The organism is Alteromonas sp. Cnat3-28, assembly GCF_022348265.1.
Taxonomy (GTDB): domain Bacteria; phylum Pseudomonadota; class Gammaproteobacteria; order Enterobacterales; family Alteromonadaceae; genus Alteromonas; species Alteromonas macleodii.
This window is the reverse complement of record NZ_JAKREY010000012.1, coordinates 90,680-103,656: the sequence shown is the minus strand read 5'-3', so window position 1 is coordinate 103,656 and position 12,977 is coordinate 90,680. Positions and strand designations below refer to the sequence as shown.

The following is a 12,977-nucleotide window of genomic DNA, read 5'->3' as shown; positions in this document are numbered from 1 at the left end:
ATTTATCTCCCGAAGGTAGCAGGCTTACGCCTGCTCCACAGTTGCACGGGCACGAGCATGCTTGTCTTGCTTCTCGTCGTTCTTCGTTGCCATTAATGTGATGTTGAATTCCACATCAAGGTAGTTGTCTTTGAAGCCCATGGCTTCAATTTGCTCTGGCTCAGATACACTTTTTGCTTCAACAACCAATTCGTCACGCGTTGCGAAAGCAAAATCGTCATAGGTGTATTCATCACCGGCTAAGTTAATTTGCGTAGTAAGGTGCTTAAAGCCGTCTTTGGCTACAAAGTAGTGAATATGTGCTGGGCGATTACCATGACGGCCAAGGCTTTCTAGCACTTTCATCGTTGAACCACCTGGAGGGCAACCGTAGCCGCTAGGTACAATACTGCGTGCGCGATAGCAGCCTTGCTCATCAGCAATGATGCGGCGACGTAAATTAAACGGAGTTTGAGAAGGGTCAAAATGCGAGTAAGCACCTTTCACGTCTGCATGCCAGATATCAACAACTGCGCCTGCAATTGGGTTGCCTTCTTCATCAACAACCTGACCGTGTAGCCACATTTCTTGGCCAGGTGACTGACCATCATCCATTCTTGCTTCGCCTTCACTTGTCGGCGCGCCTTCAACATACAACGGACCTTCAATAGTACGTGGTGTACCGCCTAGCTCACCAATGGCAGCGTCTTTGGCGTCTTCACGAACATCAAGAAAATGATCAAAACCTAAACCTGGAGCAAGCAGCACGGCTTCGCCATTAGCACCTAATTCATTTAGGTAGTTAACGCCTTGCCAAAACTCTTCTTGTGTAATGTCGAGGTCTTCAATCATCTTGAACACGTCAGTTAGCAAGCGGTGCATAATTTCTTTAGTGCGAGGATTGCCTTTGTCGTTGTCTAGGCCAGCGGCACGCTTAAGTAACGTTTGAACATGTTCAGTTTGTAAAGTATTGATAGTAGTCATAGTCTTAGTCTCCGCGCTGCAATGCAGCGAGTTTTTGCCTGTTAGTTTTTTATTTGATTGATGAAGGGTGCTGACACAAAGGCGTCACACTCATCGTCATAAAGGGGTACAGCGGTAAGCCCATTAGTACGTCGTGTAAATGCTGGTTATCCTTCACCTCAAATATGCTCACATTGGCGTATTGACCAGCCACTCGCCAAAGGTGTACCCAAATGCCTTCTTCCTGCAGTCCTTCGGCATAGTTTTTTTCTTTCAACTTAATTGCATTAAATTCTTCTTCGCTCAGATGTGCTGGCGGTATCACAGTCATTTCAACTTTGAATAACATATTTGCTCCTTACTTCGCCTTGCGGGTGTATTGACGTAGTTTGTCCTCATCGATTTCGAGCCCTAGCCCGGCTGTCGTAGGAACTTCAACGCCAAAGTTGTGATAATTTAGAGGGGATTTAACGATGTCATCGCACTGCAGAAGTGGGCCAAACATCTCTGTGCCAAATTCAATAACAGGTAGAGTCGACCATGCATGTAACGCGGCAGTGGTACCCACAGTGCCTTCGAGCAGCGTACCGCCATATAGCCCAATACCTGCCGCGTTACACACAGCAGCCACATCAAGTGAACCAAACAGTCCGCCTGCTTTGCCTATCTTAAGGGCCACTGAGCCTGTGAAGCCTTGCTGAGCCAACAAAAGGGTATCTGTGCTATCAGCAATAGATTCATCAGCCAAAATGCCGATGTTAAATTTCTTAGACAGACGCACAAGGCTGGCAAAATCTTTTGCAGGAGTCGGTTGCTCTACTAAATCAATACCGGCTTCTTGTAGTGCAGCCATACCATAAGTAGCTTGAGACTCGCTCCACGCTTGATTAACATCAACGCGAATACTTACGTCATCGCCTAACGCTGCTTTGATCTTGCCCACATGCGCTACATCGTCACGTACCGAACGAGAGCCAATTTTCAGTTTGAAAATGTTATGGCGCTTTTCGGCTACCAGGCCTTTCGCTTCTTCAATGTCTTTTTCGGTATTGCCTGAGGCCAATACCCAAAGACAAGACAAATGATTATTGCAAGAACCACCGAGTAAGGTTGAAACTGGCACTCCAAGTTGTTTACCAAGTAAATCAAGCAGGGCCGTTTGCACCGCAGACTTGGCAATAGGGTTGCCTCTAAAAGCAAGTTGTAACTTGTTAATTAATGCTTTAGGGCTGGCAACTGACTGTCCAATTAAATAAGGTGCTAAATAAGCATCAATGTTGGTTTTGATACTTTCTGGGCTCTCAGCGCCGTACGCAAGACCACCTATTGTTGTACCTTCGCCAATACCTTCAAGGCCGTTGTCGTCGGTAATTCTTACGATAACCATCGACTGAACCGCCATAGATGTCATGGACAATTTGTGTGGTCGTATCGTAGGAATATCGACAATGTAAGTTTTAATTTGTGATATCATGTATATGTTAATTTTGTGTTGCTAATAAATGTCTGCGTGTAACCTACAAATATTTTTTGTTAACAACCAATATTGATTTAGTTAGTATCGATACCTAGGAGGTATGGTGGAGTTAAGGCATTTACGCTACTTTTGTGCGGTAGCGGAAGAAAAGAACATGACCAGAGCGGCCGAAAAGATATTCATGGCACAGCCACCTTTAACAAGACAAATCAAACAGTTAGAGGAAGAAGTTGGCGTTCAACTCATTCAGCGAGAAGCCCGTGGCATTACCCTAACCCCCGCTGGCGAATACTTCTGGAAACAGGCTCAACTCATACTTGAAAAGTTAGCTTCATGTGTTGAAGAAAGTCGGCGAATTGATGCAGGAAAAAAGCGAATTTTCAGAATTGGCTTTGTTCCATCCATTTTTTACGGGCAACTTCCTCAGCTTGTTAGGCGCTTAAGACAGCAGCACAAAGTGGATGTTGAACTGCACGAAATGAAAACTGGTGAACAAATAGAAGCCCTCAAGTCAGGTAAAATTGATATGGGTTTTGGTCGGGTTGTGATGCCATCACTAGAAGCCGATGTGACTCAGAAGTTGTTGTTCAGCGAGCCTATCCTTGCCGCTCTACCTATCCATCATCCACTTGCTAATGACGATGTTGATATGGCAGAGCTCGCAACACTGCCATTAATTACTTACCCAGGTGGTAAGCCTCCAACGTTCGCTAACATCTGTTTGGATCTGTTTGCCAGTCGCGGGTTGAGAGTCAGAGTTGCCCAACAAGTTAATGATATAGGTACTGCACTGGGTCTTGTTGCCTCAGATATGGGCTTCACCCTTGTGCCTGAACAAGTGATGCGCACGAATAGAGATGGTGTAGCGTTTGTTCGGCTTAAAGACGACGGCATAAACAGCCCGGTGTTTCTCAGTAAACGTGAGGAAGCCGAAGATGGCATTATGGCTGCGGCCATGTTGATATTAGATGAGTTGGTGCAAAACCGAATAGAAGGTCGCTACCCCTAAAAGGGGTTAGCGCAGATCTTGTTTTATTTGTTCAGCAGCATGCTTAAGTACTGGAATACAATGCTCGGTGATGATCTCTAAGCTCACCCTTAATGCATTGGTACTTAAGTTCATCGCCCCCAGCAATTCACCTTTGCCATTAAATACAGGTACAGCAACCGAGCGCAACCCCGCTTCAAGCTCTTGATCAACAATACTAAAACCTTGTTGCTTAACCTTAATCAGTTCCTGTTCTAACGCCTGTGCAGTGGTAATACTCTTCTCAGTGTGTGGGTGTAACTGTGCTTCATTCGCCCATGCTGTTAATTCTGAAGCGTCAAGATGTGCTGCAAGTACTCTTCCCATTGACGTATACGGTGCAGGCAGTCGAGTGCCCGTTGTTATGTTAATCGACATAAGACGATGTGATGCCGGAGAACGCGCCACGTACACCACTGACTGTCCATCTAACTTCCCAAGAGACGCCGACTCCCCTAATTCTGCGGTAATCGATTTAAGATAATGCTCAACCACTGCTATATAACCATTGCTGCTGGTATAAGCTTGCCCTAACGACAGCACTTTAGGTGCCAAGGCGAAGAGTCGCCCCTCGCGACGGATATAGCCAAGAGAATGCAATGTAAGTAAAAACCGACGGGCTTTAGCCCTATCAATTCCCATTTTTTCAGCTACTTGCGATAAGGTCATCTCTTTATTTTGACCATCAAACGCCCCTAACACCTCTAGTCCGGTAGCAAGCGCGCTTATGTAATCGCGATGGGTTGACGGTATTTTTTCTTCACTCATGCACTTTGTCTCTTGTTGGTTCTTGCGAATTATTTCTTATTGTTTAACGAAGTGCCAGTTCTCTTATGAATTCAGCAACATAAATTGGTTTGACTGATCGTCCTAGCAATTTTTTAACATTTATTACTTGACCTAAACAATCAAAATTATTAATTTGTTCGCATTATGAATCAACATTCGTATTGCGAACTTTTATTATGACACTATTTACAACACTTTCAAAAGCTATTGAAGATGGCGTTAAGGACGGCGACATCGTTGCATTAGAGGGATTTACTCACCTTATTCCTTTCGCCGCAGGGCATGAAATTATTCGCCAAGGACGCCGCAATCTCACATTGGTAAGAATGACCCCTGATCTTATCTACGATCAGCTAGTCGGTGCTGGGTGTGTGAGCAAACTTGTGTTTTCATGGGGAGGAAACCCAGGTGTAGGTTCCTTACACCGCGTACGTGACGCCATTGAGCACGGCTATCCGGCTCCGCTTGAAATTGAAGAGCACAGTCACGCAGCAATGGCGAATGCTTATGAAGCGGGCGCATCGGGCTTACCCATGGCGGTATTAAGAGGTTATGTAGGTAGTGATCTGCAGCACGTGAACCCCAACATCAAAACCGTTACTTGCCCATTTACTGGCGAAGCACTTGCAGCGGTGCCATCTATTAAACCCGATGTGGGCATAGTCCATGCGCAAAAAGCAGACCGCGCAGGAAACGTACTCATTGAAGGTATTTTGGGGGTTCAAAAGGAAGTTGTGCTCTCTTCTCGCTACAGCATCGTCACCGTCGAAGAAATTGTGGACGACTTGGAAGCAGGTCCAAATAGCTGTGTACTTCCCGCTTGGACTATCAACGCCATTGCCACCGTACCGTTTGGCGCTAAACCGTCTTATACACATGGTTACTACCCGCGCGACAACAGTTACTACAAGAGGTGGGACAGCATAAGCCGAGAACGCGAGCCATTTTTAAAGTGGCTAGATGAAGAAGTATTTCAAGCAGGAGAATAATCATGACCGAACAATATACTTCAGACGAAATGATGACGATTACCGCTGCCCGAGCCCTGAATAACAATTCGACTTGTTTTGTGGGCATTGGCTTACCAAGTGCTGCAGCGAACCTAGCACGCCTTACTCATGCCCCTGACATAACACTTATTTACGAGTCAGGTACCATAGAAACCAAACCGCATGTTCTGCCCTTATCTATTGGTGATGGCGAACTTTGCGAGTCGGCACTTACCACCGTTTCGGTTCCCGAAATGTTCCGTTATTGGCTGCAAGGTGGTCATATTGATGTGGGCTTCCTTGGCACCGCACAAGTAGACCGATACGGCAACATTAACACCACAGTTATCGCTGCATCGCACAAAGACAGTGGCCCTGATGGCGCCCATAGTTATGCCAACCCTAAAGTTCGCCTTCCTGGCGGTGGCGGTGCACCAGAAATTTCAACCAATGCCAAAGAAGTGATCATCACCGTAAGGCATTCAAAGCGCACTTTTGTTAAAGATGTCGACTTCATTACCACATTGGGTTTTGGTCGAGACGGTCAAGGCCGCAAAGACAAATCTACGCTGGGTAAAGGCCCAACTTTGGTGATTTCTGACCTTTGTATATTAAAGCCAGAAGATGAAACCAACGAACTTATTGTAGTGAGTTTGCACCCAGGCGTTACAAAGCAACAGGTAATTGATGCCACTGGCTGGGACATTCGCTTTGCTGACACGCTTCAAACCACTGACGAACCCACCAGCAGCGAAATCGAAGTATTAAGAGAACTAAAGCGCGTTACTGAAGCGGCGCACAGCCAAACGGAGACTGCGTAATGAACGTTTATTTATGTAACCCCAACCGCTCTGCCATTGGACGTTATGCTGGTGGGCTAGCCAACATTCGCCCTGATGATTTGCTTGCACAAGTTATTCGTACAGTACTGGCGCAGTGCCCTCAACTACCAGCAGAAAGCATTGACGATGCGTTTTTCGGCTGTGCCAACCAAGCCGGTGAAGACAACCGAAACGTTGCTAGAATGGCCACGTTACTTGCAGGCGTGCCATTTTCGGTACCAGCCACCACAATTAATCGTTTATGTGGCTCTGGTATGGATGCCATTGGCCTTGCTTACCGTTCAATTGCAGCAGGTGAAGCAGACCTTATTCTTGCTGGCGGCGTTGAGTCTATGTCGCGGGCTCCATTTGTGATGGGCAAAGCCCAAAGCGGATTTGACCGCTCACAAATACTTGAAGATACCACCATGGGTTGGCGCTTCATTAACCCTGCGTTAAAGCAGCAGTACGGCACTGAAACCATGCCTGAGACTGCAGAAAATGTAGCAGCGAAATTCTCGATTAGCCGAGAAGCACAAGACAACTTTGCGTATCAATCTCAGCAAAAAGCGGCTGCAGCCCAAGCGTCTGGCCGTTTTGCTAAAGAAATAACTCCTGTGACCTTTCAGCCTAGAAGAGGCGATGCCATCGTCATCGACAAAGATGAACACATACGCCCTCAAACTACATTAGTGGCATTGGCAAAACTAAAAGCTCCGTTTCGTGAAAATGGCTCGGTTACCGCAGGTAATGCATCGGGCATTAACGATGGCGCATCTGCCATGCTTGTAGCAAGTGAAGCAGCCGTTGAACGCTATAACTTAACGCCTGTTGCTCAAATTAAAGGGATGGCTACCGCTGGCGTTGAACCCACTATCATGGGTATAGGCCCAGTACCTGCAATTAATAAATTGCTTGCAAAACAAAAGTTGACCCTAGACGATATTGGCACAATTGAACTTAATGAAGCATTTGCAGCGCAAGCATTAGCCTGTATGCAGGAACTTGGACTTAGTGTAGATGATCCAAGAGTGAACCCCAATGGCGGCGCCATTGCACTTGGCCATCCACTCGGTATGTCGGGGGCACGCCTGCTGCATACCGCCGCATTACAATTTGAACAAACCTCGGCCGATTATGCACTATGCAGTATGTGTATTGGTGTTGGCCAAGGTATAGCGACACTGCTAAAACGCATTTAGGAACTCAACATGGCGACAATATCAGAGCAAGGTATTCACTACCAGTTCATTGAGACTAAGCACAAACCTGTTGTAGTGCTCGCTCACCCGTTGGGTATGAATATGCGTGTTTGGGACTACTTGGTACCAGACTTAATGGTGAACTTCAGCATTTTGCGTTATGACCTACCTGGACACGGTGACAGTGTAGCGTTCCCCGCATACACGAAAAACCTTGGTGAATCACAGTTAGTTGACGACTTATTAACCCTGTGTAACTCGTTAGGTATCGATAAGTTTCATTTCGTGGGTACATCAATTGGCGGAATGTTGGGGCAACAGCTATTAATTTCCCATCCAGAACGCTTGTTAAGCACCGTGTTAACTAATACTGGTATGAAAATAGGTTCCTCTGAAGCATGGCTGGAGCGCCAGAAAAATGTGACTCAGCAAGGGCTTGAAACCCTCGCAGCCAGCTTAGTCCCAAGATGGTTTAGCCCGGTTAGTACTAAACGTTTCCCCACGTTACTGTCTCAATGGGAAGGATTACTCGCGAACGTTGACGATCACTCTTATGGTTTATTGTGTGCGTGGTTAGGCGAAAGAGACACACATACACAGCTTAAACCTAATAGTGCACCTATTTTGCTTATTGCAGGTGAAGATGATGTCGCTACACCCACTTCATCATTACAAGCATTGGGAGAAACCCTTAGTGCACCTGTGACTGAATTAAAACAAACTGGACATGTACCTTCTGTTGAAGCTTGTCGCGAGTTTACTTCTTTGATAAAGGAGCACTTAGGAACGAATTAATAACATATTATTTACACCGAAAGTCACCCTAGTAATAGTCAACATAAGAGCGTGTCTTCTAAAAAAGATAAGTGAAGGTTCAAGTTGAAAACATGTTACTTGGCTAAGGAAGATGCATCCTCGCAAGAACAAAACTGCCATTAACATCGAATACTTAAAAGCCTGCATCCGGGCGAAAGTGGAGCATCCGTTTCCGATCATCAAATGTCAGTTTGGCTTTATCAAAGCACGCTATAAAGGACTGATGAAAAATGACTTACAGTTAGCCATGTTATTCACCTTGGCAAACCTGTTTAAAGTAGACCAGATGCTAAGGCGACAGCCAAGATCTATCTGAGATCTGGAAATAACCCGGAATAAGGCCGAGATCAGGCCTAAAAAGGTAGTATATTGGCCTGAATTGAGAATTTAGCGTTCAAAAATTAGACGGCGAATGCAAAGGCTGGTTCAAGAACTAAATTGCAGGACTTATTCGCAGTTTCCCTAGCTAGCGGTGGGTTTACTTTTAATTGCCTTTCCACAGGCGCATAGTGCAATCTTACAAACTTTATATCTGCCCGCCACTTTTATGCTAATGGGGCTTATTTTAAGGGGAGTGTCTTTCGACTTCCGCGCGAAAGTTGCTCAAACGGAAAAGAAAAAGTGGGACACCTGTTTTAAATACGGTTCGCTGTTGACGACGCTCTCTCAGAGATACATGTTAGGAATATGGGTAACCGGCCTGCGTACCGATCTGTATGCGCAGGGTTTTGCTTTGCTATCCGATTTCGGCGTTACCGCAGCTTTTGCGTTTATCGGTGCTGGCTGGCTTATTCTCAAAACAGAGGGTGACTTACAACGAAAAGCCTTCTACTGGGCAAAGCGATGCCTGATGATCCTGGCTGGGGGCATTATTGCCGTAAATTTTTTAAATTTAACGCTGCACGCAGAAGTGAGGGCACTCTGGTTAGAAAGCCCCCTGGGCTTTTTGTTGATGGCTATACCTGTAACGTGTTTTGGTTTACTGGCTTTAAGTAGTGTCGTGCTACAAGGGCTGCCGTAGGCGGACAGGAAAGGTGAACAGCTGCCTTTTGCGTTAGCTCTGCTTGTATTTCTGCTATGTTTTGCTGCGTTTGGGATAAGTTACTATCCCTATATTGTACCGGGTCAGCTCACCATCATGGATGCGCTGGCAGACGCGAATTCTCTTCGCTTTTTGTTGGTAGGTACCGTGATTGTTGTCCCTTGTATTCTCGCTTACACTGTCATGGTATACCGAATATTAGCCGGTAAATCGGAAAAACTTTCTTATTATTAAGAACAGTAAACAGGCTGTAGATTTGCCTCATCTGTATTTAATAGTAATTAAAGTGATGTTTATAAAAGTCAGCTACAGTCCCGTCACCGTGACTAGATGATGATGAGGTTCTGATATTTATTTGTTTCTTGCATTCAGACTAGATTTGACATGAATTTCGAGGCGATCTGAATTCACTTTATGCGTTTTTTAAACTACACCTTGCTCAATCATTGCGTCTGCAACCCGACGAAAGGCAGCAATATTAGCTCCTAATACAAGGTTACCGGGCGCACCGAATTCTCTTGCAGTCTCACTGGCTCGTAGATAAATATCCTTCGTTATTTGTAGTAATTGACAATCGACTTGTTCGAAAGTCCATTTTTGCATACTGGCGTTTTGCGCCATTTCTAACTGACTTGTCGCTACTCCCCCGGCATTAGCGGCCTTACCCGGACCATAAGATATACCGGCTTTAAGAAAGTACTCTACCGCTCCTTGTGAAGAAGCCATATTTGCACCTTCACTAACCAATTTGCATCCATTAGAAACCAGTGCTTCGGCATCACGAGTTGTTAACTCATTTTGTGTCGCACATGGAAACGCTAAGTCTGCCTTGTATCGCCAAATAGTATGCCCTCCTGAAGGATATTCACTGATCGGAATGAACTGTGCCCTGGGGTGAGACTTTAAGTAACGTAAAAGCGAAGTACGTTCTTTTTCTTTGAGTTCCTTAATAAGAGACAGATCCAACCCTTGCGCATGATATAGCGTACCGGTTGAGTCACTACAGGCAATAGGAGTAGCACCAAGTTGATAAAGCTTCTCCATTGCATAAATAGCGACATTTCCAGCACCGGACACGAGGCAACGTTGTCCTTGTAAGTTTTCTCCTCGTGCATTAAGCATGTGATCTGCGAAATATACTGTTCCATATCCTGTTGCCTCCTTTCGCGCGTACGAACCACCCCAAAGCAAACCTTTTCCGGTAAGCACGCCCTCATATTTCCCGGTCAGTCTTTTGTATTGACCGAACATGTAGCCTATTTCTCTGGCGCCTACACCAATATCACCGGCAGGCACATCAGTATTGGGTCCAATATGACGATAGAGTTCGTTCATGAATGACTGACAAAAACGCATTATTTCGGCATCGCTTCGTCCTTTTGGATCGAAATTTGCACCTCCTTTGCCCCCCCCAATTGGCAGGCCAGTTAACGCATTTTTAAATATTTGTTCAAATCCTAAGAATTTTATAATACTGGCATTGACCGAAGGATGAAAACGAAGTCCTCCTTTGTACGGACCAAGTGCCGAATTAAATTCAATGCGGTATCCCTTATTAATCTGTATATTTCCGCTGTCATCTTGCCAGGGCACCCGAAACATAATTTGTCTTTCGGGTTCAACTAATCGCTGTATAATTGAATGCTTCGCATAATAGTTGTTTTTTTCCAGAACAGGTTCCAGAGTTCGCAGGACTTCCTCTACAGCCTGATAAAATTCAGTTTGTGCCGGACTGCTTTGTTTTAGCTGAGAAATAGTAGTACTTAAATAATTCATAAATCAACCTGTTAATGATTACCTTCTAATCACAGGCGAGATAACGGACTTTTCTTTTTACTTCTAATATATCAATTTGTTGTTCGCCACTTTTAGTATTCCAGCTAATTTTTTGACCAGCTCTTAAACCTAGTAATGCCGAGCCAATTGGTGCGAAAATTGAAATGCCGTCTTCGTATTTATGCATATCCAATGGAAAGCAGAGTGTTTTAGTCAAGTATTTATCAAACTTACTTATTTTAAATGTAACCTGAGAACCTATTGCCACCACGTCTGGAGCAAGATCTTTAATGTTAACGACTTTGGCGCGAACTAATTCTTTTTCTAATTCGTCAAACCTTTCAGCCGGTAATTTAATTTTCTTAGATGTTCCTCAATATCACTCAAGTCTTCATATGAAATTGTGATGTTAGGTTTTCTTGACATGATAGTCCTTCCTCTTTGAATTAAAAATTACCCGCAGGAGAGCCTTCCCTGTGAGGAAATAGAAATTTAATCTATAGCTTTAATTTATTCCGGTACGGAATTTCTGGTTTTAGATAAATAAGAGGCGGCCGAATGCAGAACTGCATTCGGCTTAATTGGGTAAGGTGAGTAAAATGCTCTTGTTAAGATTACAGTGCTTAGTCATGATTTCCTCATTGCTGTCACTGATATTAATAATTAATAAAAAAATAACAAGAACTTTTAAGATTATATCGCTCCGTATTTATGGAATTAGCAGTGAAAAGTTCTGATTTTTTCGCCATGAGCAATATTTTATTCTTTAAGGTGTTTTTTTGGCTGATTTATCAAAGAGTTTATTGGCGTCAATTATCGTTGAAACTTGATTAAACTTCTTGATGCGGTCCGAATAACTCATAATTGATTCGCGATTGACTGACGCCCAAGGCTAATAATTCTTGCTTGATAGTAAGCATAAATTGCAAAGGTCCACAGAGATAAAACTCGCCCTCTTTCAATGGTAAAGAACCTTTAACGTCTTCTATTTTCATTCTTCCGGTAGTTTCATTTTGACTACTGCTAACGTCATTTTCATACCACGTGTGCGACTGCAGGTTCAGAGTATTCTTAACACTCTCAACATGTCCTTTGAAAGAATGCTGCTTTCGATTTTTACATGCGTGAAGATAGGTCACCGGATGTGCGAAGTTCTCTTTTACTAAAGAATCTAACATCGCTTGCATGGGCGTCAGACCCACACCTGCAGAAATCAATATAACCGGAGTATCAAGTTGTTTTAGATAAAAGTCCCCGGCAGGAGGCATGACCAAGACTTCATCGCCAACATTTATTTTTAAATGAAGATAATTAGACATTACACCACACATTTCACCCAGGCCTTCCCGTTTAACACTAATGCGATAGGTTTTTCCATTCGCGGCAGTTGATAGTGAATACTGCCTTATTTCATCATGCTCACTACCATGAGGATGCACCTTTATTCCTAAATACTGGCCCGGTTTATAATCGATAACACTACCGCCATCGACGGGCATTAAGGTAAAACTGGTTACGAGTTCGGATTCGGTCTCTTTTGAGACGACAGAAAAGGCTCTGAAGCCAGACCAGCCTCCTTTTACAGCAGCTCTTTGTTGATACAATTCACTTTCAACTTTAATGAAAATGTCTGCTAATTGACCATATGCAGCTGTCCATGCCTCTTCAACATCAGGAGTAAACGCGTCCGGAGCCAATTCTCTCAATGTCTCAATCAGATGATGGCCCACTATTGCGTACTGTTCAGGCTGGATATTAAAACTGGTATGCTTGTGTGCAATACGCATAACGGAATCTGTCAGTAGCTCCAACTGATCTATGTTGGCAGCGTATGCAGCTATCGCATTAAATAAAGCCGCTGGCTGACGACCTGTTTTTTGATGCGTCATGTTAAATATATTTTTAAGCTCAGGATTATGTAAAAACATTCGGGCGTAAAAATGTTCGGTAATTGCGGTTCCTCCCGAAGCAAGTAGTGGAATGGTCGCTTTGACAGTATCTATATGAGTTTGAGTAAGCATCAACATACCTTTAATGACGTTAAGTATTTGGTAGCTATGAGTAATGCGACTCGTGTGCCAAATTTTATTTCACCT

General features: G+C 44.3%; 12 protein-coding genes and 2 pseudogenes. 7 read left to right on the top strand and 7 right to left on the bottom strand.

From position 1 onward, the window contains the following. Positions 1-24 precede the first annotated feature (24 nt). The 3 genes from catA to MHM87_RS13480 are packed head-to-tail and all read right to left on the bottom strand — an operon-like array spanning position 25 to position 2,416. Entirely contained in the window at positions 25-963 is a 939-nt protein-coding gene (catA, locus tag MHM87_RS13490) for a catechol 1,2-dioxygenase (RefSeq protein ID WP_014977316.1), read from the bottom strand. A gap of 49 nt (positions 964-1,012) precedes the next feature. Continuing rightward, entirely contained in the window at positions 1,013-1,291 is a 279-nt protein-coding gene (locus MHM87_RS13485) for a muconolactone Delta-isomerase family protein (protein ID WP_014977317.1), read from the bottom strand. Between the two features lie 9 nt (positions 1,292-1,300). Next, positions 1,301-2,416 carry a muconate/chloromuconate family cycloisomerase gene (locus tag MHM87_RS13480; RefSeq protein WP_239259566.1) on the bottom strand — a complete coding sequence of 372 codons (1,116 nt, stop codon included), beginning with the start codon at positions 2,414-2,416 and terminating at the stop codon, positions 1,301-1,303. Positions 2,417-2,519: 103 nt separating this feature from the next. Between MHM87_RS13480 and MHM87_RS13475 the strand changes: the two genes are divergently transcribed. After that, positions 2,520-3,428 carry a LysR family transcriptional regulator gene (locus MHM87_RS13475; protein WP_275443669.1) on the top strand — a complete coding sequence of 303 codons (909 nt, stop codon included), beginning with the start codon at positions 2,520-2,522 and terminating at the stop codon, positions 3,426-3,428. Positions 3,429-3,434: 6 nt separating this feature from the next. On the opposite strand, the gene MHM87_RS13470 is transcribed toward MHM87_RS13475, so the two are convergent. Further along, positions 3,435-4,214 (bottom strand): IclR family transcriptional regulator C-terminal domain-containing protein, encoded by a 780-nt coding sequence (locus MHM87_RS13470; protein WP_239259563.1) that lies wholly within the window; start codon positions 4,212-4,214, stop codon positions 3,435-3,437. Positions 4,215-4,411: 197 nt separating this feature from the next. Here MHM87_RS13470 and MHM87_RS13465 point away from each other — a divergent pair, with 197 nt between their 5' ends. From MHM87_RS13465 to MHM87_RS13440, 6 genes and pseudogenes are all read left to right on the top strand, one after another. Further along, positions 4,412-5,224, top strand: coding sequence for a CoA-transferase (locus MHM87_RS13465; RefSeq protein WP_239259560.1), 813 nt, complete (start codon positions 4,412-4,414; stop codon positions 5,222-5,224). Positions 5,225-5,226: 2 nt separating this feature from the next. After that, positions 5,227-6,045, top strand: coding sequence for a CoA-transferase subunit beta (locus tag MHM87_RS13460; RefSeq protein ID WP_239259557.1), 819 nt, complete (start codon positions 5,227-5,229; stop codon positions 6,043-6,045). Next, complete coding sequence (gene pcaF, locus MHM87_RS13455; protein ID WP_239259554.1) at positions 6,045-7,247, top strand: 3-oxoadipyl-CoA thiolase; 1,203 nt, start codon at positions 6,045-6,047, stop codon at positions 7,245-7,247. The genes MHM87_RS13460 and pcaF overlap by 1 nt, the downstream gene beginning before the upstream one ends. Before the next feature lie 9 nt (positions 7,248-7,256). After that, positions 7,257-8,042, top strand: a complete 786-nt coding sequence (locus tag MHM87_RS13450; protein WP_239259551.1) for an alpha/beta fold hydrolase — start codon at positions 7,257-7,259, stop codon at positions 8,040-8,042. A 115-nt stretch (positions 8,043-8,157) separates the two neighbouring features. Next, a pseudogene (locus MHM87_RS13445) lies at positions 8,158-8,379 on the top strand (transposase); the annotation flags it as partial. A gap of 156 nt (positions 8,380-8,535) precedes the next feature. Continuing rightward, a pseudogene (locus tag MHM87_RS13440) lies at positions 8,536-9,339 on the top strand (cytochrome d ubiquinol oxidase subunit II). A gap of 189 nt (positions 9,340-9,528) precedes the next feature. On the opposite strand, the gene gdhA reads toward MHM87_RS13440, so the two are convergent. The 3 genes from gdhA to hmpA all read right to left on the bottom strand — a co-directional run bounded on the left by gdhA (position 9,529) and on the right by hmpA (position 12,902). Next, positions 9,529-10,881: an NADP-specific glutamate dehydrogenase gene (gdhA, locus tag MHM87_RS13435; RefSeq protein WP_049588184.1), complete on the bottom strand. Its 1,353-nt coding sequence runs from the start codon at positions 10,879-10,881 to the stop codon at positions 9,529-9,531. Between the two features lie 25 nt (positions 10,882-10,906). After that, positions 10,907-11,152, bottom strand: a complete 246-nt coding sequence (locus MHM87_RS19995; protein ID WP_343213326.1) for a GreA/GreB family elongation factor — start codon at positions 11,150-11,152, stop codon at positions 10,907-10,909. A 559-nt stretch (positions 11,153-11,711) separates the two neighbouring features. Further along, a complete protein-coding gene (gene hmpA, locus MHM87_RS13425) occupies positions 11,712-12,902 on the bottom strand; it encodes an NO-inducible flavohemoprotein (protein ID WP_202942887.1) in 1,191 nt (396 codons plus the stop codon). Between the last annotated feature and the right edge of the window lie 75 nt (positions 12,903-12,977).